The following is a 24,529-nucleotide window of genomic DNA, read 5'->3' on the forward strand; positions in this document are numbered from 1 at the left end:
CTTAAGTATCCAGGAAGCGCATACCTGCCTTAGTCTCTTTCTTTACAGGCTGCTGCTGAACAGCAGGCTGAGGCTTAGCAAATGTATTAGTTAAATTATTTGCCATAGTACCTTTACATTTAGCACAAAATCTTCCTGTCAAAATAGGCTCTCCACACTTTTCACACTGAAGTGCAATTGGAGATCCCTCTGAAAACATTAGTCTCTCTTCACGGATCCACTGCTGAATCTGCTTTGTTGTAACCCCATTATCTTCGGCGATCTGCTTAATATCGGCATGTGGATTTTCCTCAATGTACTTCTTTACATTTTGGAAATCTTCTTCCAAGGCCTTTTTACATGGTTCACAAATCATCTGTCCACCAATGTAATTAAACATCTTTCCGCACCTAGAACAATTACGAATGTTCATAATTCTGACCTCCATTTATGTTAAGTAGTTTGCCCGATAGCTAGTGTCAGAGAATAAACATTCTCCACTCCCGCCATCTGAAACTCATGGGCGATCTCATCAATGGTACTTCCTGTTGTATAGATGTCATCAATAATAAGTATACACTTAAATTTTACATCATTTCGCACTATATTAAAAGCCTTTTTCAAATTAATGCGCCTGCCTCTGGCGTCCAGTTTCTTCATTGGTAATGTCGGTCTGGCTCTGACTATGATGTCATCTCTATATTCAATTCTTAGTTCCCTTGCAAGCTTTTTGGCGTATACTTCAGCCTGATTATAGCCTCTCTGCTTTTTCTTCCCACTATACATTGGAACAGGTATTATTGCTTCAACACCAAGCTGCTTTATCTTTTTAGACAGTTTTTTGGCTGTCACACGAGCATAGTAATCTGCATATTCCTGTCTTCCCATGTATTTGAATTTATATATGGATCCAGATATGCTCCTATACTGAAACACGCCAAAGTTTCTTTCAAATCTATGCTTTATTCTTACACAGTCACTACAGTACTCACTGTCATTTCCCATTCCAAGCTGCTTGCCGCATTTCATACATTTTGAACCAGATATAAGCCTTACCTTTTTCTGGCATTCTGAATGAACAAGCTCTCCACTTTTAACCAGTTCATCACATATAGGGCAGTGCCTTGGATACAAAAAACTCAGAGCTTTATCAATAAAATCAAATTGCATCAAAAACTTCTTTTATCCTATCTGAAAGTCCTGTATATCTCCTGAGTTGCTCCTCATTATCAACCATAGTCATCAGAGTCTGGCTACTTCCAAGGATACAGACTGTACTTTTAGCCCTTGTGACCGCCGTGTAGAGAAGATTTCTGTTAAGAAGCATTCTTGGTCCACCAAGGAGTGGCAAAATAACTGCAGGGTACTCACTTCCCTGTGATTTATGTATCGTAATAGCATAAGACAGCTCAAGTTCATCAAGTTCAGAGAAAGGATACCTGACTCTTCTGTGCTCATCAAATTCCACCACAAGATCCTGAGAATATTCATTGATCTCTTTTACTATTCCCATGTCTCCATTAAAGATTCCCATTCCAGAATCTATAGGAACATTGTATTTACCTACAACTTCCCATTCAGCCTGATAGTTATTCCTGATCTGCATGACTTTGTCACCTTCACGAAGTGTCATATCGCCATAGGTATGCTCTTTTTTAGAAGGATCCGGCGGATTTAAATATTCCTGAAGGACCAGATTTAATTGCTGTGCTCCAAGTGGTCCTTTTTTCATAGGTGTCAGCACTTGGATATCATAAGGTCCGGCATCAACATACGCAGGAAGCTTATCCCTGATGAGCTGTACCATATGTTTGTATATGACGTTACTGTCATTTCTTTCAAGGAAAAAGAAATCCTTACTCTTATTATCAATAACAGGCTTTTCACCGTTGTGGATCCTGTGGGCGTTCATTACTATGTCACTCTCTTCCGCCTGCCTGAAGATCTTTTTCAGATATATAGTTGGAAACTTCTGGCTGGAAATGAGGTCGCTAAGCACCTGACCTGCTCCAACGCTTGGAAGCTGAGAACTATCTCCCACCAGTATCAGGTGTACTCCAGGTACCAGAGCTTTTAACAATGCATAAAAGAGATGTGTATCTACCATGGACATCTCGTCAATGATGATGGCATCTGCTTCCAGAGGATTATCTCGATTTCTCTCAAAATGAACGCCTGAACCTTTTTCATCATCCATCTGTCCTGAAACTTCAAGCAATCTGTGTATGGTCCTGGCCTCGTATCCTGTAGTCTCAGTCATGCGCTTTGCTGCTCTCCCCGTAGGTGCCGCCAGCATTATATCCATGCCCTGACTCGCATAATATTCAATTATAGTGTTGATAGTGGTAGTCTTACCCGTACCTGGTCCACCAGTTATTATCACCACTCCATTAGAAATGCTCTTTAAAACCGCATCTCTTTGAAGGGCATCAAGCTCAATGCCTTTTCTCTTTTCAATCTCAAGTATCCTGTCCAGATACACCTTTTCCTCAGCCGGCTCAGTCTTCTCAGTAAGATTAAGATCAGAGAGCATTACTGCGCAGCCCTGCTCCTCATAGTAAAAACTGGCAGCAAAAATATTAGTGTCATTCTTGACCACCAGCTTCTTGTCCATTGTAAGGTTAGCTATTTGAGTGCGAACACTTTCTGAATCGATAATCGCTTCTGGTCCTGTTTCCAAAAGAGCTAATGTCTTGGGCACAAGCTCATCAATAGGAAGATATGTATTTCCATCAAGCGATGCCTGTAAAAGAGTGAACAAAATGCCGCTTCTGATCCTGTATTCTGAATCGACTCTTATTCCGATCTTACCCGCAATCTCATCTGCAGTTCTAAAACCAATACCGGAAATATCATCAGCAAGCTGATATGGATTCTCCTGAATGATGCCATATAGCCTTGATCCATAGGTATTAAAAATCTTAACAGCCATGGTATTGCTGATACCATATTGAGAGAGAAACATCATGGCATCGCGCATTTCCCTCTTTTCAGCCATCTGCATAGCAATATCTATAGCCTTTTTCTCGCTGATTCCTTTGATCTCAGCAAGTCTCTCCGGCTCATCTTCTATGATCCTAAAGGTTTCAGCGCCAAACTTCTTAACAATTCGTGCAGCCAGAGCTTCTCCAACACCTTTGATAGCTCCTGATCCAAGATATCTCTGCATAGAAACAGCATCATCCGGCATAATGATCTTGAAATTAGCCACTTTGAGCTGTTCACCATAAACCGGGTGATTTACAATATCGCCTTCAATCTCCAGAGTATCTCCCACATCAGCATCCTTGAATATGCCAGTGCAGACCAGTTCCTCTCCGCCCACAACAAGGCTCACTACTCCATAACCATTCTCGGCGTTTTTATATATAAAATGATCAATGTATCCTTTAACAACTTCTTTTTCCATAGCAAATAGTATACCACAACAAAAAGCGCGCAATCCTTAAGTTTTCTTAAGAATTACGCGCTATATTATTCATCAGTTATTTATTTTCCAACTTTCCTTCCGGAATGTCGTAATTACGCTTCAAGTTCTCATACAGCATCTGTGCAAATCCATTACTCTGAGTATCAACAGATGTTGAACAAACATCCTGAAGTGTCTGATCTTTAAAGAAATCAACCAAAGTGTTTGTGGAATTATCTCCCTTTTCAGGTTTAAGAGCATCTACAGACTTCTGCATCTCTTTGAACATCTGCTCCAAGAAGTAAGCTTCAAAACCTTTGCAGGCTTCCATAAGCTCATCATCAGTAGATGACTTAGACGTGCTCTCAAGCTTCTTTTGAAGAGCAACCGTACTTGCATTCTTGCTCTCCTGCATGGCATATTCAGTTACCGCGGTAGCATTAAGCCCCTTAATATCTAATCCAGCCATATTAGCTCCTTACTTTATCTCTTAAGACCATTAGCAGTCTGCATCATCTCATCAGTTGTCTGGATTGCTGTTGAATTCATTTCGTAAGCACGCTGTGCAACGATAAGGTTTACCATCTCTGTTGCTACATTTACGTTTGAACCCTCAAGATAACCCTGAACGATCTCACTAACCTTGATATTGTCTGCATCTGCCTCAAGAACAGGCTCACCACTTGCTGCTGTCTGCTTCCAAGCTGCACTACCCACTCTCTCAAGACCTTCTCTATTTCTGAACTGCCAGATACCAATCTGAAGATTATTAACCGGTTCAGGTACACCCTCTTCATTTGGATAATATATCTTACCATCACCGCCAATAGTAATCCTGCTGGCAATAGCGTTATCAATAGTGATCGCGTTACCGTCAATATCAAGAACAGGGTTACCTTCAGCTGTTGTAAGTTCTACTGTTGTTCCACCTGTCTCTGTAAGAGCCCATGTGAAATTACCGTTTCTGGTATACAGCTGTGTCTCACCATCAGCATCCATATAACTAAAGAATCCATCACCACTTATAGCAAGTGCTGCTGGGTTATCACTATTCTGAAATGATCCCTGGGAAAAGAACTGATTAATGGTTGAAGTTCTAACACCAAGTCCCACCTGTGAATTGGTTGGTTTTGGTGTGCCATTAGCAGTTGTTGTTACAGTCTGAAGCTCCTGATAAAGAAGAGATTTAAACTGAGCGCCCTGTGCCTTATATCCTACAGTGTTAACATTGGCAAGATTGTTTGAAATAGTATCTACATTAGTCTGCTGGGCATTCATACCAGTCGCTGCTGACCAAAGACTTCTTACCATAAGTCACCTCCGATTTCAATATCAAATAACATTTGAATACATCCGTCCTCCGTGACCTAATGTATCTCTCTTACCATTTATCGGCAGATTTCCGTAATTACTTAATATTGTTTGCAAAAAATATTATGAAAGTCTACCAAGCTGATTAACTGCAATATCCAAAGATGAATCCACTGTAGTGATCATACGCTGGTTAGTATCGTAATTTCTCTGAACTGCGATCATATTGACCATCTCATCGACAACTGAAACGTTGGACTGTTCAAGGAATCCAGCATAAAGCGCTGATGTTGATTCTACAGCATTGGTTCCATCGATAGGAATATACATATTCTCGCCGTAATGCTCAAGATTATTATATGTTATCCTGCCATCAGGATATGTTGTCTTCTCAAAATCAAAGCGGCCAACTGTGGCAACTACTTCGCCATCCTGAATAATTTCGCCCAGAGTATTGATCTCAACCGGAAGGTCCGGGTCGATCTCAATATGACCACCATCCTGAGAAAGGACATAGTCACCATCCTGAGTTACTAAAACTCCGTCAGCATTCAAAGTGAAATTACCATCACGTGTATACATGATATTTGTCTGATTGGCTACATCTCTCTCGATATTAACAGCTTTGTTAGTGTATTCAATTCCAAAGAATCCATAACCGCCAATAGCCATATCGAAAGTATTATTTGTTTCCTTCATTGGTCCCTCAGACCAATCTACATAGCCTTCGCCAATCTTAACACCCGGATTAATAATGCCCAGTCCACGCGCAGTGAACGGGGCATCAGTATAATCTTTTATTTTCAGCGCAAGCTGATCACTGAAAGACTGTGATGTTGCGCCTTCCTTTTTGTATCCATTAGTGTTGGCATTGGCAAGATTGTTGGTGAGCACATCCATTCTGTGTTGCTCGTTGATCATACCTGTGTAAGCAGTATAAAGACCCTTTACCATACAAAATCCCTCATACCATCCTGGTTTATTTGCAGTTCAGTCCATGAACCGCACAACAAATTATTAGTCCTGACGATAACCTACAATAAACTCAACATAGCGACCGGTTCCGATAGCAACAGCTGTCATTGGATCCTCAGCTGTCATTGTGTTAATGCCAGTCTTAGAATAGATAAGATCCTCTAAACCACGAAGAAGTGCTCCACCACCTGTAAGAACAATTCCTCTGTCAGCAATATCAGCTGCAAGCTCTGGAGGAGTATTCTCAAGTACGCTATGAATAGCTTCAATAATCTGAGATGTTGGTTCTCTTAAAGCTTCCTCAGTCTCTTCTGAAGAAACTCTTACTGTCTTAGGAAGACCTGTAACAAGGTTTCTACCACGCACATCAAGGTAATCATTCTCAGCTCTAGGATAAGCTGAACCGATCTTGATCTTGATATCCTCAGCTGTTCTGTCACCAATGAGAAGATTATGTTTCTTTCTCATGTAACGAACAATTGCCTCGTCGAAGTCATCACCGGCAACCTTAACTGATGTACTAACAACAGTTCCACCAAGTGAAATAACAGCGATATCTGATGTACCACCACCTATATCAACGATCATATTGCCGCATGGCTTAGTAATATCAATTCCTGCACCGATAGCTGCTGCAATAGGCTCTTCGATAGTCTTAACATCTCTTGCGCCACAAAGTCTTGTAGCATCTTCTACTGCCTTCTTCTCAACTTCTGTTGCTCCACTAGGAACACATACAGCAATGAAAGGCTTTCTGTGAATTCTACGACCAATTGCCTTCTTGATGAAGTATCTCATCATCTGCTCAGTGATCTTGTAGTTTGAGATAACACCCTGTCTAAGAGGTCTGACTGCAACGATGTTGCCTGGTGTACGACCAAGCATAAGACGTGCATCCTCACCAATTGCCTTGATCTCTTCTGTGTCTCTATCGTAAGCTACAACTGAAGGCTCTTTTAAAACAACACCCTTACCTCTAATGTAAACAAGTACAGATGCTGTACCTAAATCAATTCCTATATCTGCGTACTGCATAACGTATAAAACCCCTTTCAATCAACAAAATAGCAAATATTTCAGCGCATAAATGCGGATAATACAGTTTATAATATCATTAGCATTATAAACCAAATCAAAAATAATGAAAAGGGGATATCCATCTTTTATATATATCGGATATCCCCCAATTCCTCTTTATATTATTTAAGCATCTTTTTGATATATGCTCCCGTGTAGGACTTCTTGCACTTGGCAACTTCCTCAGGTGTACCTGCTACTACAACCGTTCCGCCCTTGGATCCTCCTTCAGGTCCCATATCAATAATATAGTCTCCAGTTTTGATAACATCAAGATTGTGTTCTATGACTACAACTGTGTTGCCCTGTTCAACAAGCTCATGCATGATCTTAACAAGCTTCTGAACATCTGCAAAATGTAGTCCTGTTGTAGGTTCATCAAGAATATAAACAGTTTTTCCTGTTCCCACTTTACTAAGCTCTGTTGCAAGCTTGATTCTTTGAGCTTCACCGCCTGAAAGTTCAGTACTTGGCTGGCCAAGCTTAACATAACCAAGTCCAACATCATAGAGAGTCTGAATCTTTCTCTTAATGGTCTTAACATTCTCAAAGAAAGGAAGCGCCTCTTCTACAGTCATATCAAGCACATCGTAGATGCTCTTTCCTTTGTACTTAACTTCAAGTGTCTCGTGATTGTATCTCTTACCTCCGCAGACTTCACATGGCACATATACATCTGGAAGGAAGTGCATCTCGATCTTGATGATTCCATCTCCGCCGCAGGCTTCACATCGTCCGCCCTTAACATTGAATGAAAATCTGCCCTTGGCATAACCTCTTGCCTTGGCATCAGGAGTACCTGCAAAAAGATCTCTGATAAGATCAAATACTCCAGTGTATGTTGCCGGATTAGATCTTGGCGTTCTACCTATAGGTGACTGATCAATGGCAATTACCTTATCAACCTGTTCAAGGCCTTCTATTCCCTTGTGCTTACCTGGAATGCATCTAGCTCTGTTGAGATCTCTTGCGAGATGCTTGTAGAGTATCTCATTTACAAAAGAGCTCTTTCCTGAACCTGATACACCTGTAACTATGGTAAGTACACCAACAGGCACATCTATATCAATGTTCTTTAAGTTATTTTCAGCTGCTCCAATTACTTTGAGCCATCCTGTAGGTTTTCTGCGAACCTTTGGAACTTCAATCTTAAGCTTACCAGCAAGATACTGACCAGTGATAGACTCCTTGACCTGCATGAGCTCTTCTGCAGTTCCGCAGGCTACGATCTTTCCACCTTTTGATCCTGCTCCAGGACCAACATCCACAATATAATCAGCAGCTCTCATTGTATCTTCATCATGTTCAACTACAATAAGAGTATTGCCAAGATCTCTCAGATTCTTGAGAGTGTTAAGGAGCTTATCGTTGTCTCTCTGGTGAAGTCCGATACTTGGCTCATCAAGGATATAGCAAACGCCGCAAAGTCCTGAACCGATTTGAGTAGCAAGACGGATTCTCTGGGCCTCTCCGCCTGACAAGGTACCTGTTGCTCTTGAAAGAGAAAGGTAATCAAGGCCAACATCCACCAGGAAACCAACTCTAGCCTTGATCTCTTTGAGAACCTGCGCTCCGACTATCTCCTGATGCTCGGTAAGTTTCATGTTATCGAGATAATTCTGAAGCTCATCTATGGACATAGATGTGATCTCATAAATATTCTTGTCATCAATAGTAACAGCAAGAGATTCTTTTTTTAGTCTCTGACCGCCACAAAGCTGGCAAGGAGTGATTCTCATGTACTCTTCATACTCAGCTTTGGCTGTCTCTGAAAAAGTCTCGCGATAACGCTGCTCAACATTTTTGATAAGTCCGTCGAACAGTACCGGATAATCGCCTTCTCCACGGCTACCCTTGTAGTGAACATTAACAGTCTTATCCGCACCATAAATGAGCATATTCTGAACCTTCTCAGAAAGATCCTGGAAAGGTGTATCCATGCTAAATTTATATGCTTTGGCAAGCGCCTTCAAGGTTGCATTGGAAAAGCTTCCTTCTTTGTTGGATGATTGCCATCCCATAACCTGAATACAGCCTTCGTTAAGTGAAAGTGACCGGTCTGGAATCATAAGATCTGCATCAAATTCCATCTTGTATCCAAGTCCTGCACAATCAGGGCAGGCACCAAATGGATTGTTGAACGAAAAGCTTCTAGGCTCTATCTCTGAAATACTGATACCACAATCAGGGCAGGCAAAATTCTGGCTAAAGCTAAGCTCCTTGCCATCAATTACATCCACGATCAAAAGTCCATCAGCAAGCTGAAGAGCACTCTCAACTGAATCTGTAAGTCTGCTTCTTAAATTCTCGTTGTCGCTTCTGACTACAATCCTATCTACAATGATCTCAATGCTATGCTTGATATTCTTATCAAGCTTGATCTCTTCTTCTGTGATCTCGTACTGGCTTCCGTCAATCCTTGCGCGGACATAACCAGCTCTTTTGGCTCTATCAAGAGTCTTGGCATGTTCACCCTTCTTGCCTCTGACAACAGGAGCAAGGATCTGGATTTTGGTTCCATCTCCAAGAGCCATGATCTGATCACACATCTCATCTACAGTCTGGCGTCTGATCTCCCTTCCACAGTTAGGACAATGAGGAATACCGATCCTTGCATATAAAAGCCTGAAATGATCGTATATCTCAGTCACAGTACCAACAGTTGATCTGGGATTCTTGTTTGTTGATTTCTGGTCAATAGAAATTGTAGGTGAAAGTCCCTCTATTCTCTCAACATTTGGCTTATCCATCTGGCCAAGGAACATTCTGGCATATGAAGAAAGTGACTCCATATATCTCCTCTGTCCTTCTGCAAAGATGGTATCAAAAGCAAGTGATGACTTACCTGATCCTGAAAGCCCTGTAAAAACAGTAAGGGTCTCTCTTGGTATCTTCACATTTACATGCTTTAAGTTGTGCTCACTGGCACCCCTTACTCTGATGTAATCATGGATATCAGAAGAAAGTATCCTCTTGGTCGTAGTATTCTTTTTGGTCATTCTGTTATTTTCTGACATATCATTCTCCAAAAACATGAAACTGTTTTATTCCAGTTTCAGCAAAACCTCTTTAAGCGAGATCAATTCATCACGAAGCATAGCTGCAGTTTCGAAATCAAGATCAGTTGCAGCTCTCTTCATCTTCTTCTGAAGCTGAGCAATAAGTTTCTCAAGTTCATCCTTGTCCATAGACTCAGGATCTTTCTCAAATCTGGCCTCTTCCTTGGCCACAGACTTCGTTACAGCAATCAGATCTCTTACCGCCTTCTTGATGGTCTGAGGTGTTATGCCGTGTTCTTCGTTGTACTTTTGCTGAATAGCTCGTCTTCTGGCAGTTTCATCGATAGCCTTCTGCATGGACTCAGTCATGTTATCTGCATACATGATAACTCTACCTTCTGCATTACGGGCTGCTCGGCCTATAGTCTGAATAAGCGAAGTCTCTGATCTAAGGAATCCTTCCTTATCGGCGTCAATGATCGCTACAAGTGATATCTCCGGAATATCAAGTCCTTCTCTCAAAAGGTTGATACCAACCAGAACGTCAAACACATCAAGTCTCATATCTCTGATGATTTCTGATCTCTCAAGGGTATCTATATCAGAATGAAGGTACTTGACCCTGATTCCTGACTCCGCAAGATATTCTGTCAGATCCTCAGCCATTCGTTTGGTAAGAGTAGTAACAAGCACTTTGTTTTTCTTGTCAATTTCAGTTCTGATCTCACTTATAAGATCATCTATCTGGCCCTCCACAGGTCTTACTGATATTTCAGGATCCAAAAGACCTGTTGGTCTGATGACCTGCTCGGCTCTTAAAAGTTCATGTTCCTCTTCATACTTACCAGGAGTAGCTGAACAAAAGAGCATCTGATCTATATGAGATTCAAATTCTTCAAAGTTAAGTGGTCTGTTATCAAGAGCTGATGGAAGTCTAAAGCCATAATCCACAAGAGTAAGCTTCCTGCTCCTGTCACCATGATACATAGCCCCAATCTGAGGAATAGTCATATGTGACTCATCCACTATTATCAAAAAGTCTCTGTCATAGAAGTCTAAAAGAGTAAGTGGTGGTTCCCCTGGCGCCATAAAATTCAGATGCCTTGAGTAGTTCTCAATTCCTGAACAAAAGCCTGTCTCTCTCATCATCTCAAGATCAAAATTCGTTCTCTCCGAGATTCTCTGAGCTTCTATCAGTCTATCTTCTCCCTTAAAGAACTTAACCTGTTCTTCAAGTTCTTTTTCAATGTTGTCGCAGGCCTTATTTATCTTTTCCTGAGGAACAACGTAATGAGAAGCAGGATAGATCATAACGTGAGAAAGCTCGTGTCTGACCTTGGCTGTAACAGGCTCTATCTCTGTGATCCTGTCTATCTCATCCCCAAAAAATTCAACTCGGATAAGATAGTCATCAGCATTGGCAGGGAATATCTCCAATGTGTCTCCCCTTACTCTAAAGTTGCATCTTCCAAGATCAAGGTCATTTCTGGTGTACTGAATAGCTATCAATTCCTTGATGGTTTCATCTCTATCCTTGCTCATGCCAGGTCTTAATGAAATTGACATTCCCTTAAATTCATCAGGGCTTCCAAGGCCGTATATACATGAAACACTGGCAACAACTATTACATCATTTCTTTCAGAAAGAGATGCTGTAGCTGAGAGCCTGAGTTTATCAATCTCATCATTTATTGAAGAGTCCTTGGCAATATATGTATCTGTCTGGGGAACGTAAGCTTCAGGCTGATAGTAATCGTAGTAGGACACAAAATATTCTACGGCGTTTTCCGGAAAGAACTCTTTCATCTCGCCATAGAGCTGACCTGCCAGAGTCTTGTTGTGAGAAATGATAAGGGTTGGCTTGTTTAAAGCCGCAATAATATTGGCCATGGCAAAAGTCTTACCGGAACCAGTTACTCCAAGGAGCGTCTCAAACTGATTGCCAGCTTTAAATCCATCTACCAAAGCTTTGATTGCCTGAGGCTGATCGCCAGTAGGCTTATATGGCGCAACTAACTTAAAATCTCCCATATCAATCTCCACTAAAAATCATTCCAACATGCTAGTGGAAGTATAACACAATAATATGCCTTTCGCAAACATTTGTTCTGATTTAGATATTTATCGAATCATACGTATAGACCATGTCCTGTTCTATCACAAAATCTTCCAGCATATCCTCTTCTACACATTCATTCTTTTCAAGGAGCTGCGTTGTGCACATCGAGGCTGTAGCCATCCCCTCTATCTCCTCTTTATCATCAATAGGGATATCAGCCAAAAGACCTCCAACTCCTAATATCAATACTATTGCCAAAAACACAATAGCAAATGTATATGCAAATATGATCATCTTTCCTCCTCTATTGCCTCCAAAGCTCCATCAATCCTTTGTTTTGCATTATAAAATCTCATTTTTACTGCAGGCAGCCTCTGTTCCACGTCGCAAGTAACAAACTCTTTTACCTGATCATAGTAAGATGCAGAAAAAGAGATCACCATCGCTACAATTGCAGATACAACGCCTATCTTCAGATATCTGAGCATCTTTCTATGCCGAACTCTTTCCGGAACTTTCTTTATTGCCTTTTCAATTTCCCTGCAGTTCTTATATCGTTCCTTGCGGCTTGGCTTTATACACCTGTAGACCACATCAAGGGTTTCAGGGCTTACTCCTCTAATGCCTTTTTTCTTTATCTCATTTAATCTGCTGCTGTCTTTTAGATTTGTTCCTGAAACCATCTGCAAAAGAGTCATTCCAAGGCAGTAGATATCTGTCTGCTGGCTACTCTGGCCAAGACTTCCAAACTGCTCTGGTGCCGCATAGCCTACAGTACCAAGGTTTACAGTGTCCGCCTCAACATCATCTCTAAAAATCCGGGCTGCTCCATAATCAATGAGTCTTGCCTTTCCATCATCTCCGATTATGATATTGGCAGGCTTTAGATCTCTGTAGATTATCGGTTCATTTCGTTCATGCAGTATCCTTAGTGTTTCTGCCAGGTCCGCCGTATATTTTAATGCTTCTTTTTCTTTTAATTTACCTTTTTTCTTGAGAATACTGAGAAGATCTTCTCCTGAAACATAAGAAATTTTGATGTATTCTTTTTCAACTCCTAAAAGTTCTGGGCCTCCATTGCCACCAAGCCTTTTAAGTATCTCTACCTCTGATGCAAAGACCTCACTAGCGCTTTCACAGGTGCCATCTTTAACAAATTTCAGTGTGACGTACCTTTGCAGTTTCTGGTCATATGCAAGATAAACCTTGCTGGTTCCACCTCTACCTAGTTCCCTTATTATCTTCATGGTCAGAACTCCATGCAAAGGGCAGCTGCAGTGATATTGTCTTTTTCTTCCCTTTCCCACGCCATATCAAAAAGAGATCTGCACTGATCCAGCATATCCTCTGATGTCACGCACATTTGCGGGCAAAGTGCTCTAAATATCTCTTTTTCTTCCAGTTTCCTCCAAAAGCCATCAGAACAAGCCACAATAGTAGAGTCCGATTTAAATTCGCCCCTTACTATCTCAGGATCAGGCGCCTTAGAAGAGCCAACACACTGGATGAGCACATTTCCAACACTCTGATCCTGTGTGAGCTGCTTTATCTCCCTCCGTGACAGCAGGTAAATCCTTGAGTCGCCAACATTTAGCAAAATGTACTTTCTTCCAACCTGTAAAAGAGCTGCCATAGTAGTCCCAAGAGATATCCCTCTATGCTTTCCGTATCTTTTTATATCTCCATTTATCTTGCCAATAAGGCGTCTCCATGACCTTTCCACAGCATCCATCAGCTTGTCATCAGACAGATCCTGCATCAGCGCCAATTCTTCATGAAACCAGCTCTCCATTGCCCTTACTGCTTTACAGCTTGCAACTTCGCCTTTGGACAGTCCGCCCATTCCATCGCATACCACAACAAAAGAGATCCTTCCAAGCTTTCCAGAATTGGCAACCTTAATAAGTGACGAATCCTGGTTCTCTTTTCGCTTTTTACCTACATCGGTATTAATGCACGCTTTTACCTTCATAACAACAAAATCCTTTCGTACTAACACAATTCCAAAAGTGGAAATTTCGCTCGAAATGAGCAAGAAAAAACTGTGCTAAGAATTAGCACAGTTTTGAATAATACATTTTTTTATTTATCTTGTCAATCCATTTCTTGTTTGATCACTTCTACAGCCTTATCCAGCTGATTATCAGTCTTGTCCTCAGAATAAGCATCCGCATCAAACTCAACTTCTACATCAGGTTCGATACCAACTCCGTGGATATTAACACCATTAGGAGTAAAATAGCTGCTAACTGTAAGCTTAATAGCTGTTCCATCCTTCAGATCAAAGATTCTCTGAACAATTCCCTTTCCGTAGGTAGTTGTTCCAACAAGCTTAGCTTTATTGTAGTCCTTAAGTGCACCAGATAAGATCTCAGAAGCACTAGCAGAGTACTTATTGACCAGAACAACAACAGGTATATCGATCTCATGCTCACCATCGCAAGTATAATCTTCTCTGTTACCGTCTCTATCAACTGTATAAACTATCGTACCCTGTGGAAGAAGCTGTCTTGCGATCTCGCATACTGCCTGAAGACTTCCGCCGGGATTACTTCTAAGGTCGATAATAAGTCCCTTGATGTTAGACTCTCTCAGCTCTGCCATTCCCTCAATGAACTGGTCAGGTGTGACATCATCAAACTCAGTGATCTGGAGATATCCAATTCCATCATCCATTACCTTTGTAGTTACAGTTGGAACCTCTACGGCATCTCTTATTACATCAACCTCTACTTCTTCAGCATCTGCGCCTCTAAGCAAAGTAAGATGTACCGAAGTACCCTTTTCACCCTTGATCATAGACACTACGTCTTCAAGTTCAAGGCCCTGAGTACTTTCTTTGTCAACTTCATAGATGATATCCTCTGGCAAAAGACCTGCTGCCTCTGCGGGACTTCCTGGAATTATACCAGAAATCCTAGGATAATTCAGTGTCTGATCAACGCCGACATATGCTCCGATTCCGTAGTAAACGCCAGCTGTATCAGTCATAAGATCATTGAGCTCTTCCTCAGTGTAATAAACCGAGTAAGGATCTCCAAGGGAATCCAAAAGGCCTTTATAAAGACCGTCTGTCTCTTTTTCCTTGTCTATTTCAGTCTTGTAATAATTTGAATCTATTACAGCTTCAAGTTTTTTGATCTTGTTTACAGTCTCTTGTGTCAGGATCTCGCTGTTATCCTTGTTGATTCCAAACACGTTAGATGCAAGGAAAAGAGCTACAGCTGAGCACACAAACATAGAGCACAAAAAACCGATGAGGATTCCGGCTACAAGACGCTTGGTAAGTAAACTCTTAAGCCCTTCCTCCTGTTCATTTTCTTGACCATTATCCTGTTCAATATATTCGTTATTTTCCACTTTAACACCTCTACAAGGTTGTATCTATTTCAGGTAATTCCATGGACTTACATAAGCTCCATTTAATCTAACTCCAAAGTGCAGATGGTTACCGGTTGATCTTCCGGTAGAACCTACTGCAGCTATCTTGGTACCTGATGTTACATCTTGTCCTTTTGAAACATACAGCGCAGAGCAATGCATGTAGATCGTGTACAATCCACCACCATGATTGATCATGATATAGTTACCCATAGTTGAATTATAATCTGCAGCAACTACTGTGCCGTTATAAGCCGCTAATATTGAAGAGCCTGCAGGAGCCGCAAGGTCGATACCATTATGCATCTTCTCGATTCCTAGAGTAGGATGCATACGCATTCCATAGTTATCAGAAATGCGGGAATATGATGGACATGGCCATGTAAACATACCGCCATCATACATATATTTGCTGTAAAGAGCTGCCTTATCAGCTGCAACTTCTTTTTCAAGTGCTGCGATAGCTGCATTCTCTGCTTTGATCTCAGCTTCATACTCAGCAATAGCTGCTTCTTTACTGGAGATATCGCTCTTAACGTTAGTAAGTTCCTGTTCTTTGGTATCAAGAAGAGACTGAAGATTCTTTTCTTCCTGCTCTTTTTCAGCCTTAGCAGCATCAAGAGTAGCTTTTTCCTCTTCCAGTGCCTCTTTGGTCACCTGGATGAGCTCTGTTGTAGCAATATACTCATCGAGCTTCTTCCTGTCATAGGAAGAAAGCATCTCGATATATTCAGCCTTATTGAGCATATCTGAAAAGCTTCCAGACTCAATGAGCAGTTCCACATATATTGTGTCGCCGCGCTCATACAGGAACTTAATCCTCTTTTTCATGGCTTCATACTGTTCCTGCTGGATGCGTTCAGCTTCCTCAAGCTCTTTTTCTGTAGTCTCGATCTCCTGTTCTTTGGCAGTGATCTGGTCATTCAAAGAGTCGATCTTACCCTGAATATCTGTAAGGGAAGCATCAAGCTGAGTAATGTAAGTATTAAGATCAGACTTGCTCTTTTCAAGATCTTTTTTGACCTTCTCAAGATTAGTCTTGGCACTACTTAAGTTATCACGTTCCTTCTTGGCCTGTGATATCTGTTCCTCTTTGGCCTTGATACTTTCTTCTGTTACCTCCGCAGTAGCAGTAATGCAGCTATTGGCAAAAGTACAGATTGCAATAGCTGCACATAGTAAAAGCGTAATTATTCTTTTGTTCAAGCCTTGTTTTCTGGTAAAAAACTTATACATGCAAATGCTTTCTTACTGTTGTGAAACTTCCGAAAAATCCGATACCAATACCTATTGCAAGTGATATTGGGAAAAGCTTGTTGAATACGATCTCAACAGGCAGGAAATTCAAGATAGATGACAACATTGTAAATTTTGATACTATATACGAGATCGCATTGGTATATACAAAATAAATGATGACCAACGGAATAAGTGAACCAATGATTCCAATGATAATACCTTCAACTACGAAAGGTGCTCTTACAAAGAAGTCCGTTGCTCCAATGTATTTCATAATATTGATCTCGTCTTTTCTGACAGCTATACCCATTGTAACTGTGTTGCTGATAAGGAATATTGATACCAGCAAAAGAATAATGATGATACCTGCAGAAATATATGCAATAAGCTTATTAAGACCGCTAAGAGTTGTAGCCGTTACTTCTGAACGGTTAACTTCTCTTACGACGTCAATAGATTCGATATATGTTACTAATGCGCCCTGCATAGATACGTCATTTAAGTAAATCTGCAGGTTAGCCGAATCTGCCAATGGGTTCTCAGTAAAGCCATCAGCGTATTCGCCAAGGTACTCCTCTTTAAAGCCTTCCCAAGCCTCATCAGCTGATACATATACAATTTCTCTGACTTCCGGACGCTTCTCGAGGTCACTCTTAACAACAAGAATCTGCTCTTCGCCAACTCCCTCATTGAAGAAAACAGTTACAGAAACGCCTTCCTCAGCAGTCTTGACCACATTCTGGAAGTTTGTGATTATTGAATAAAAAAGTCCGAACAAAAACAAACAAGCACTTATTGTCGCAATTGAAGCAAGCGTATACCACTTATTTCTGCCTAAATTCTTGAAGCCCTGTCCGATGGTGTAAAAGAAACTACTAATCCTCATCGATGTACATACCTTCTTCCTCGTCCTCTATGATGACGCCTTTTTTCATGGTGATAACTCTCTTCTTCATGGCATTAACGATCTCTCTGTTGTGAGTTACAACGATAACTGTTGTGCCATTCTCATTGATCTGCTCCATGAGTTTCATGATCTCCCATGAATTGTTTGGATCGAGATTTCCTGTAGGCTCATCGGCCAAAAGAATTGTTGGCTTATTTACCAAAGCTCTGGCAAGAGCAACTCTCTGCTGCTCACCACCTGAAAGCTGATTTATCTTGTTTTTGTACTTACCAGCAAGGTTAACTGTTGCAAGAATTGATGGAACATTTCTCTTAATCTCCCTTGTTGGAGTCTGAACGATCCTCTGTGCAAAAGCAACGTTCTCATAAACATTTCTGTCCTTAAGAAGGCGGAAATCCTGGAACACGATTCCAAGGTTACGTCTAAACTTAGGGATCTTTCTATGTTTGATCTTCTTTAAATTGTAACCAAGAACAGTGATCTCTCCATCTGTTGGTACAAGTTCTCTAAGTAAAAGCTTTATAAGTGTAGACTTACCAGATCCACTATCACCTACGATAAATACGAACTCACCTCTTTTGATGTGAAGTGTGACTCCGTTTAATGCAGGTGCCCCTGTAGAATATGACTTAGTGACATTCTCCAGAGTGATGACTTCATCATCAGGAATCTGTCTAGAAGTCCTTCTTTTTCTGTATCCTTTTTCCATACCTATCTCCTGATCAAGTAAACTTTTCCATGTACTTCATGTATCTTACAACCATAAGAGCAATTTTGAAAGTTATTGCATCATCAAATACTCTAAGGTCAAGTCCTGTGCTCTTCTGAAGCTTATCAAGTCTATACACAAGTGTATTTCTGTGGATAAAGAGCTGTCTTGATGTCTCTGACACGTTCAGACTGTTCTCAAAGAATTTATCGATAGTCGTAAGTGTCTCCTGGTCGAATTCATCAGGATTTTTGCCGCCGAATATCTCTTTGATAAACATCTTGCAAAGAGGAATAGGAAGCTGATAAATAAGTCTTCCAATACCAAGTTCGCTGTAGCAGATAACTTTGCGCTCGTCAAAGAATATCTTTCCAACATCTAGTGCCATCTTTGCTTCTTTGTAGGATCGGCTGACTTCTTTGATCTCCCCTACAACTGTTCCATATGCAATTCTTACTCCTGAAAGTCCCTCTTTTTCAAGAGTTGTAAGCATATCTTCTGCGACCTTAGCAATCTCGCCAGGCTTGCCCAAATCTGTAACATCCTTGACCACAATGATATTATCTTCATCGACTTCAGTAACAAAGTCTGTTCCGTTGCCAAAGTGAGTTCTTGCAACTTCAAGGGCATTGTTGTCCCTTCCATTCATAGACTCAACGATCATGGCAACTCTCTTAGCATCAGTCTGGATGTGAAGCTTTTTGGCTCTGCTATAGATATCAACCAAAAGAAGATTATCAAGAAGAAGGTTCTTGATAAAGTTATCCTTGTCAAATCTCTCTTTGTAAGCCACAAGAAGACTCTGAATCTGATATGCGATCATCTTGCCGAGCATATAAACATGCTCGCCTGAACCTGTGCAGATCAGAATGTATTCAAGCTGCTGTTCATCATATATCTTGAAATACTGAAAGCCCTGGATTTCCTGTGAATCAGCTGGTGAATCAACGAAATCTCTGGCCACAGCTGTAACATTACCGATATCACTGGCTGTAGCTGCAACTTCCTTACCATCAGTATCAAGCACATAGAGATCAACATGCGCTATGTTTTTTAACCCATCAATGGTGTTCTGAAGAATTTGATTCGAAATCATTTTTCACTCTTTCTGCAGTCTTCTATCTGCGAATTGTATACATAGCATTTTAATATAAATGTACAAAAAAATCCACTCTTTAAAGGGTGTTTTTTGTACATTTTTCAATTTTCCTAGTCAAAAGTACCAAAAACGCCCTCTTCTTTTTGGTATCAACTTACCCCCTAAATAATCCGATATACTAGATAGGATAAAGTGAAGTGTGCCCATTTGGCACAGGAGGTGAATATGGATATTCCAGCTTTATCGATGGCTCTTTCCCAAAATCGGATCTTAAATGATGTTGGGATTGCTATGCTATCCAAGAACCTCGATTTCATGGAAGATGTAGGAAGTGGATTGGTAGAGAGCATTGATGCTGTCTCAGAACTTTCTGTGAATCCTAATATCGGTTCAAACATTGACATTCGTATCTGATTGAGCCATCACAAAAATGCTCCAGGTTTTCCTGGAGCATTTGTTTTTTAGTAAGTGTAATTCGATATATATGCCACAAAACACATATACGCTACTGAGATCACTATTGCTATCACAAGAGGCACTGTGATCAGTTTATAGCCTTGTTTTTCGCTCTTTCTAATATAGTTATAATATTCCGTCCTGCCCTGAATATCAGCAATCTTACGAACTATATAAAAAGCCGCAGTTGTAAATATGACAGACATAACCAAATAAAATGCCAGAAACTCCAAAGTGCTATGGTCTCCGACCACGTTTTCCACGACCACGTCTGCTTCCCCAACAGTTCCTGATGCAGTATACATCACGATAACTTCAATAGTGTTGAACAGTGCATGGGCAATAAATGATGACAAAACACTTCCTGTTGCCTCCACCAATAGACAGAACATCACGCCCATTACCGCGCCATAAGCAAACTGGTTGAAATTAAGGTGCATCATTCCAAAAAGTACTGAAGAAAGGATGATAGATCCTACTATTCGTCCTGTCTTTTTGTAGCTGTGGAATATCACTCCTCTAAATACAATTTCCTCAATAAACGGTCCAATAAGACCCATAGAAAGGATCATTTTCCACATCGGCATGGCAAGAACCTCATCGCTTATGGAACTTACCATATTCTCAACAAAGAACATCGAGATGTAATTCACCAAAGTAACCAATGGAAAAAGTGCTAAAAGATAACCTACTGTAAGCACTAAAGAAGCTGGTTTTATGCCTCTCATTGGAATAACATGTGATATCTTTTCACCACTAAGCAAAACTACAGCCATTGTCGGCAAAAGTATAACAAGCTCACATAGAAGGTTATCCATAAAAATTGAAAGTGATCTTCCAGTAACTGCATAATAATAGCTGATCAAAAGGACCAGGACCAAAGTCGCTATTATCATATATAGATAAGTTCTGTTGGCACGCCTATAATCCATATTTTCTCCTTATTTCCTGATAATGGAATCCTTGCCTATCTCGACTTTGCCCTCTTTTAAAAGTCTTCCAATAGCTCGTTTAAACTCATTTTTACTCATATGAGTCTTCTCTCTGATAAGTTCAGGTGATGCCTTATCAGTGAAAGGAAGCTTTCCTCCATTATCATCAAGCATCTCGAGAACCTTTTTGGCGTCATCGTCCATCTGAAGATAAGCCTTTTCCCTAACACTTAAGTTAAGTCTTCCATCCTCTTTGACTGATGTTACTCTGGCATTTACTTCATCACCGATCTGAATATTGCCATAGAGCTCTTTCTTTGGAATAAGTCCTGAATAGATGTCATCTACTGCAACAAAAGCGCCAAAGTTGTCACTCATCTCGTATACAGTTCCGATAACCTTATCATCTTTTGAATAAGGACTCTTGTCCAAAAGATATTTATATACATTCATTGTTACAGCAAGTCTGCTGCTCTTATCGATATAAAGCGCGCAGAGCACTTCATCACCAACCTTGATCTTGCCACGCTGCTCTCTAAATGGCATCAGTACGTCTTTTTCAAGGCCCCAATCCATAAATGCGCCGATCTTACTGAGTTCTTTTACTCTAAGTCTTCTTACGTCTCCTAACATGATCTTGGGAGTTGTTGTTGTTGCAATAAGTCTGTCGTCTGAATCTTTGTATATAAAGACCTCTATCTCAGAGCCAAGCCCAGCTTCAGCCGGAACCTGCTTGCCAGGAAGGAGTACCTTCTCCTCACTGTCCATGTTCTCAGCAAGATATACGCCGAAATCCACCTCTTTGATTACTACTAGTGTCTGTTTTTCACCTAATTTGATCATAAGTCCTCCGTTCAAAAAATATAGCGATGTCAATTATCACTAACTACTAGTTCTACAATACATACCGGTGAGCCTTCTGTGTTATTGAGACTCACAGTATATATACTATTATCTACTTCTTTGTTTTTTATAACAACCGGTAAAAGAATATCTCCAAGCCTTGCCTGTTTTTTGTATTCAGCACGCATTGAAACCACTTTTCTGCTCTTATCTTCCAGACAGTCTATTGCCATTCTGATGTACTGGCCGTTATTCACATGGTTATTGGTGTCAAGATTATGCCTTCTTACTACTATTTCTTCGCAATCTATCTTTTCACCTGTTTCAGGTATCTTGATCTTCCTGTTGCCATACTCCATCTCAAGTTTATCTTCAAGAGGATAGGCATCTACAATTACTGGAGTTACTCTTACAGGGACATTTTTTTCAAAATCAAATAATGTCCACACGGAATTGGCAATTGCAAGCCTCTCACCATTATCAGTATCCATAAAGAAATTTCTAAGTCCCAATGGGCCTTTAAGCATATATGGAACTGTTCCTATAGTAACATGCTCACACAGCTTAGGATATCTATTGATCGTAATCTGCCATGAATTCAATACCCAAGCCATATTCTGCTCTCTAAGATACTCCATTTTGGCTGGACCATCCTGAGTCTGAAAGGTTGAGCAATCCTGAAAATAATCAATCAGAGATTCAAGAGTAAGCTCTGCGTTACTATCAACTTCACTATATCTGATCCTGGAATTAAATGAATACATGCTTATAGTCTCCAATCAAAAAATAATTCCCGATTGTATAAAAAAAACGAGATTGTTTCCAATCTCGTTTCTAGCTGGGCTAGTAGGATTCGAACCTACGTAATGACGGAGTCAGAGTCCGTTGCCTTACCGCTTGGCGATAGCCCACCGACAAGAAATGATTATACGTGAGGTTTTAGAAAAATGCAAGTACTTTTTTCAAATTTTTCTAAAAACCTCACAATCACTTATTTTATCTACATTTCACGAGATGTTATCAGCCTTCAAAAAGAAGATCTGCATATGTTGGGAATGGCCAATCCTTTTTATCAACCAGCATCTCAAGCTTGTCTGCAGGTGCTCTGAGGGCATCCATAACAGGTCTTACCTTATCCTTGTAGAAGAAAGCAAGTTCTCTGTGGTCTGAAATCTTACCAGCCTTCTCTTCACACGCCTTGAGCTTGTCTAAAGCCTTCTTCATGTTGCCAAGCTGAGTCTGGATCTCCTTAAGTTCATCCTGCTGTACAGTGGCATCTACGCCTGCTGCCTTGATTTCATTAACATCTGCTGCAAGTCTTCCTGCATACTTCATAACTGCTGGAATGATCTGCTTGGAAGCCATATCTATCATTGTAAGTGCTTCGATATTGATTGTCTTAGCATATGTCTCAAAGATGATGTCTTTTCTTGATTCAAGTTCAACCTTTGTGTATACGCCAAACTTCTCGAATAGTTCGATTGCTTTCTTGGTTGTGAGAGTATCTGCTGCCTCAATAGTGGACTTGATATTTGGAAGGCCTCTCTTCTTTGCCTCTTTTACCCAATCCTCTGAGTATCCATCTCCATTGAAGATGATGCGCTGATGCTCAGTCATGTATTCCTTGATAATGTCATGAACTTCTACATCAAAATTCTTGGCCTTCTCAAGTCTGTCTGCTGCCTCGCAGAAAGCTTCAGCAACAATTGTATTAAGAGTAGTATTTGAGCTTGCCATTGAATCTGATGATCCAACCATTCTGAACTCAAATTTGTTTCCAGTAAATGCAAATGGTGATGTACGGTTTCTATCAGTAGCATCCTTCTCGAACTGAGGAAGTGTTGATACACCAGTCTTGAGCTTTCCGCCCTTCTTGCTGGACTTGGCTTCACCTGTCTCGATGAGCTGTCTGACAACATCCTCAAGCTGTTCGCCAAGGAACACTGACATAATAGCTGGAGGTGCCTCATTAGCCCCAAGTCTGTGGTCATTTCCTACGTCTGAAGCACTCTGTCTCAAAAGATCTGCATGCTTATCAACTGCCTTAATGACACAAGCAAGAACAAAGAGGAACTGAATGTTCTTGTTTGGTGTATCGCCCGGATCAAGGAGATTCACTCCATCATCTGTGCAAAGAGACCAGTTGTCGTGCTTACCTGAACCGTTCACACCTGCAAATGGCTTCTCGTGGAGAAGACATCTCATGTGGTGATGTTCAGCTACTCGCTTCATTGTCTCCATGATGATCTGGTTGTGATCAACTGCAATATTAGCTGTCTCATATATTGGAGCAAGCTCGTGCTGTCCAGGTGCTACCTCATTGTGCTGAGTCTTGTCCGGAACACCAAGCTTCCATAATTCTACGTTGAGATCTTTCATGAATTCGCCGACTCTCTCACGGATTACACCAAAGTAGTGGTCCTCCATCTCCTGTCCCTTAGGAGCTGGCGCACCGAAAAGAGTTCTGCCTGTGAAGATAAGGTCCTCACGTTTCATTGACTTATCCCAGTCTACAAGGAAATATTCCTGCTCTGGTCCTACTGAAACGTTAACCTTTGTGGCATTTGTATTGCCGAATAATTTGACGATCCTAAGAGCCTGCTTGTTAACAGCCTCCATAGATCTTAAGAGAGGAGTCTTTTTGTCTAAGGCTTCTCCTGTGTATGAACAAAAAGCTGTTGGAATGCATAATGTAACACCAGCTCCTGATTCCTTCAAAAATGCTGGTGACGTAATATCCCATGTTGTATATCCTCTGGCCTCAAATGTTGCTCTAAGGCCACCTGAAGGGAATGATGAAGCATCTGGTTCTCCCTTGATAAGTTCTTTTCCAGAAAAAGATGTAAGCATTCTTCCGTCTTTGTCAGCACTTCCAACAAATGAGTCATGCTTCTCAGCTGTGATTCCAGTAAGTGGCTGGAACCAGTGTGTATAGTGAGTTGCTCCGTTTTCTACTGCCCATTCTTTCATTGCATTTGCAACTACATCAGCAGATTCCTTGGAAAGCTCACCACCATGTTCTGTGACACTAACAACCTCTTTGTAGACATTCTTTGGAAGACGTTCTCTCATCTTTGCAAGAGTAAAGACGTTCTGCCCGAATATTTCTTCAACATTCACCTTATTGTTCATCAATGCATCCCTTCCTTTGTTT

Annotated in this window: 22 protein-coding genes and 1 tRNA gene; 1 reads left to right on the forward strand and 22 read right to left on the reverse strand. The window is 40.8% G+C overall.

Annotated elements, in window-relative coordinates:
* Position 1: 1 nt before the first annotated feature.
* From bhn_RS12920 to bhn_RS13000, 17 genes are all read right to left on the reverse strand, one after another.
* Positions 2-412 carry a flagellar protein gene (locus bhn_RS12920; RefSeq protein WP_071177082.1) on the reverse strand — a complete coding sequence of 137 codons (411 nt, stop codon included), beginning with the start codon at positions 410-412 and terminating at the stop codon, positions 2-4.
* Between the two features lie 20 nt (positions 413-432).
* Positions 433-1,149 carry a ComF family protein gene (locus bhn_RS12925; protein WP_071177083.1) on the reverse strand — a complete coding sequence of 239 codons (717 nt, stop codon included), beginning with the start codon at positions 1,147-1,149 and terminating at the stop codon, positions 433-435.
* A complete protein-coding gene (recD2, locus tag bhn_RS12930) occupies positions 1,139-3,388 on the reverse strand; it encodes an SF1B family DNA helicase RecD2 (RefSeq protein ID WP_071177084.1) in 2,250 nt (749 codons plus the stop codon). Before recD2 ends, bhn_RS12925 begins: the two co-directional genes overlap by 11 nt.
* A 76-nt stretch (positions 3,389-3,464) precedes the next feature.
* Complete coding sequence (locus bhn_RS12935; protein WP_071177085.1) at positions 3,465-3,857, reverse strand: hypothetical protein; 393 nt, start codon at positions 3,855-3,857, stop codon at positions 3,465-3,467.
* Between the two features lie 14 nt (positions 3,858-3,871).
* Positions 3,872-4,699, reverse strand: a complete 828-nt coding sequence (locus bhn_RS12940) for a flagellar hook-basal body protein (RefSeq protein ID WP_071177086.1) — start codon at positions 4,697-4,699, stop codon at positions 3,872-3,874.
* Between the two features lie 123 nt (positions 4,700-4,822).
* Entirely contained in the window at positions 4,823-5,653 is an 831-nt protein-coding gene (locus bhn_RS12945) for a flagellar hook-basal body protein (protein ID WP_071177087.1), read from the reverse strand.
* A 63-nt stretch (positions 5,654-5,716) separates the two neighbouring features.
* The gene (mreB, locus tag bhn_RS12950) at positions 5,717-6,709 is read right to left on the reverse strand and encodes a rod shape-determining protein (protein ID WP_071177088.1); all 993 of its coding nucleotides are present in this window, start codon (positions 6,707-6,709) and stop codon (positions 5,717-5,719) included.
* Between the two features lie 164 nt (positions 6,710-6,873).
* Positions 6,874-9,750 carry an excinuclease ABC subunit UvrA gene (gene uvrA / locus bhn_RS12955; RefSeq protein ID WP_071177539.1) on the reverse strand — a complete coding sequence of 959 codons (2,877 nt, stop codon included), beginning with the start codon at positions 9,748-9,750 and terminating at the stop codon, positions 6,874-6,876.
* A gap of 45 nt (positions 9,751-9,795) precedes the next feature.
* Entirely contained in the window at positions 9,796-11,781 is a 1,986-nt protein-coding gene (uvrB, locus tag bhn_RS12960; RefSeq protein ID WP_071177089.1) for an excinuclease ABC subunit UvrB, read from the reverse strand.
* 82 nt (positions 11,782-11,863) lie between these two features.
* Positions 11,864-12,103: a hypothetical protein gene (locus tag bhn_RS12965; RefSeq protein ID WP_071177090.1), complete on the reverse strand. Its 240-nt coding sequence runs from the start codon at positions 12,101-12,103 to the stop codon at positions 11,864-11,866.
* Positions 12,100-13,056: a serine/threonine protein kinase gene (locus bhn_RS12970; protein ID WP_071177091.1), complete on the reverse strand. Its 957-nt coding sequence runs from the start codon at positions 13,054-13,056 to the stop codon at positions 12,100-12,102. The genes bhn_RS12965 and bhn_RS12970 overlap by 4 nt, the downstream gene beginning before the upstream one ends.
* A 2-nt stretch (positions 13,057-13,058) precedes the next feature.
* Positions 13,059-13,781, reverse strand: coding sequence for a PP2C family protein-serine/threonine phosphatase (locus tag bhn_RS12975; RefSeq protein ID WP_071177092.1), 723 nt, complete (start codon positions 13,779-13,781; stop codon positions 13,059-13,061).
* A 122-nt stretch (positions 13,782-13,903) separates the two neighbouring features.
* Complete coding sequence (locus bhn_RS12980) at positions 13,904-15,169, reverse strand: S41 family peptidase (protein WP_236845931.1); 1,266 nt, start codon at positions 15,167-15,169, stop codon at positions 13,904-13,906.
* Positions 15,170-15,193: 24 nt separating this feature from the next.
* Positions 15,194-16,426: a murein hydrolase activator EnvC family protein gene (locus bhn_RS12985; protein ID WP_071177093.1), complete on the reverse strand. Its 1,233-nt coding sequence runs from the start codon at positions 16,424-16,426 to the stop codon at positions 15,194-15,196.
* Entirely contained in the window at positions 16,419-17,315 is an 897-nt protein-coding gene (gene ftsX / locus bhn_RS12990) for a permease-like cell division protein FtsX (protein WP_071177094.1), read from the reverse strand. Before ftsX ends, bhn_RS12985 begins: the two co-directional genes overlap by 8 nt.
* Positions 17,305-18,045 (reverse strand): cell division ATP-binding protein FtsE, encoded by a 741-nt coding sequence (ftsE, locus tag bhn_RS12995; RefSeq protein ID WP_071177095.1) that lies wholly within the window; start codon positions 18,043-18,045, stop codon positions 17,305-17,307. Before ftsE ends, ftsX begins: the two co-directional genes overlap by 11 nt.
* A 13-nt stretch (positions 18,046-18,058) precedes the next feature.
* Positions 18,059-19,141, reverse strand: coding sequence for a PucR family transcriptional regulator (locus tag bhn_RS13000; RefSeq protein ID WP_071177096.1), 1,083 nt, complete (start codon positions 19,139-19,141; stop codon positions 18,059-18,061).
* A 228-nt stretch (positions 19,142-19,369) separates the two neighbouring features.
* On the opposite strand from bhn_RS13000, the gene bhn_RS13005 reads away from it, so the two are divergent.
* A complete protein-coding gene (locus bhn_RS13005) occupies positions 19,370-19,558 on the forward strand; it encodes a YjfB family protein (RefSeq protein WP_071177097.1) in 189 nt (62 codons plus the stop codon).
* A 47-nt stretch (positions 19,559-19,605) separates the two neighbouring features.
* Here the strand turns inward: bhn_RS13005 and bhn_RS13010 are convergent, their stop codons facing one another.
* The 5 genes from bhn_RS13010 to bhn_RS13030 all read right to left on the reverse strand — a co-directional run bounded on the left by bhn_RS13010 (position 19,606) and on the right by bhn_RS13030 (position 24,507).
* Complete coding sequence (locus bhn_RS13010) at positions 19,606-20,532, reverse strand: CPBP family intramembrane glutamic endopeptidase (RefSeq protein WP_071177098.1); 927 nt, start codon at positions 20,530-20,532, stop codon at positions 19,606-19,608.
* Between the two features lie 9 nt (positions 20,533-20,541).
* Entirely contained in the window at positions 20,542-21,375 is an 834-nt protein-coding gene (locus bhn_RS13015) for a CvfB family protein (RefSeq protein WP_071177099.1), read from the reverse strand.
* Positions 21,376-21,404: 29 nt separating this feature from the next.
* Entirely contained in the window at positions 21,405-22,139 is a 735-nt protein-coding gene (locus bhn_RS13020) for an acyl-[acyl-carrier-protein] thioesterase (RefSeq protein WP_071177100.1), read from the reverse strand.
* Positions 22,140-22,213: 74 nt separating this feature from the next.
* Positions 22,214-22,286: transfer RNA gene (locus bhn_RS13025), tRNA-Gln, on the reverse strand.
* 109 nt (positions 22,287-22,395) lie between these two features.
* Positions 22,396-24,507 carry a glutamine synthetase III family protein gene (locus bhn_RS13030; RefSeq protein ID WP_071177101.1) on the reverse strand — a complete coding sequence of 704 codons (2,112 nt, stop codon included), beginning with the start codon at positions 24,505-24,507 and terminating at the stop codon, positions 22,396-22,398.
* Positions 24,508-24,529 lie beyond the last annotated feature (22 nt).

Origin of the sequence: Butyrivibrio hungatei (assembly GCF_001858005.1) — a bacterium.
Classification (GTDB): domain Bacteria; phylum Bacillota; class Clostridia; order Lachnospirales; family Lachnospiraceae; genus Butyrivibrio; species Butyrivibrio hungatei.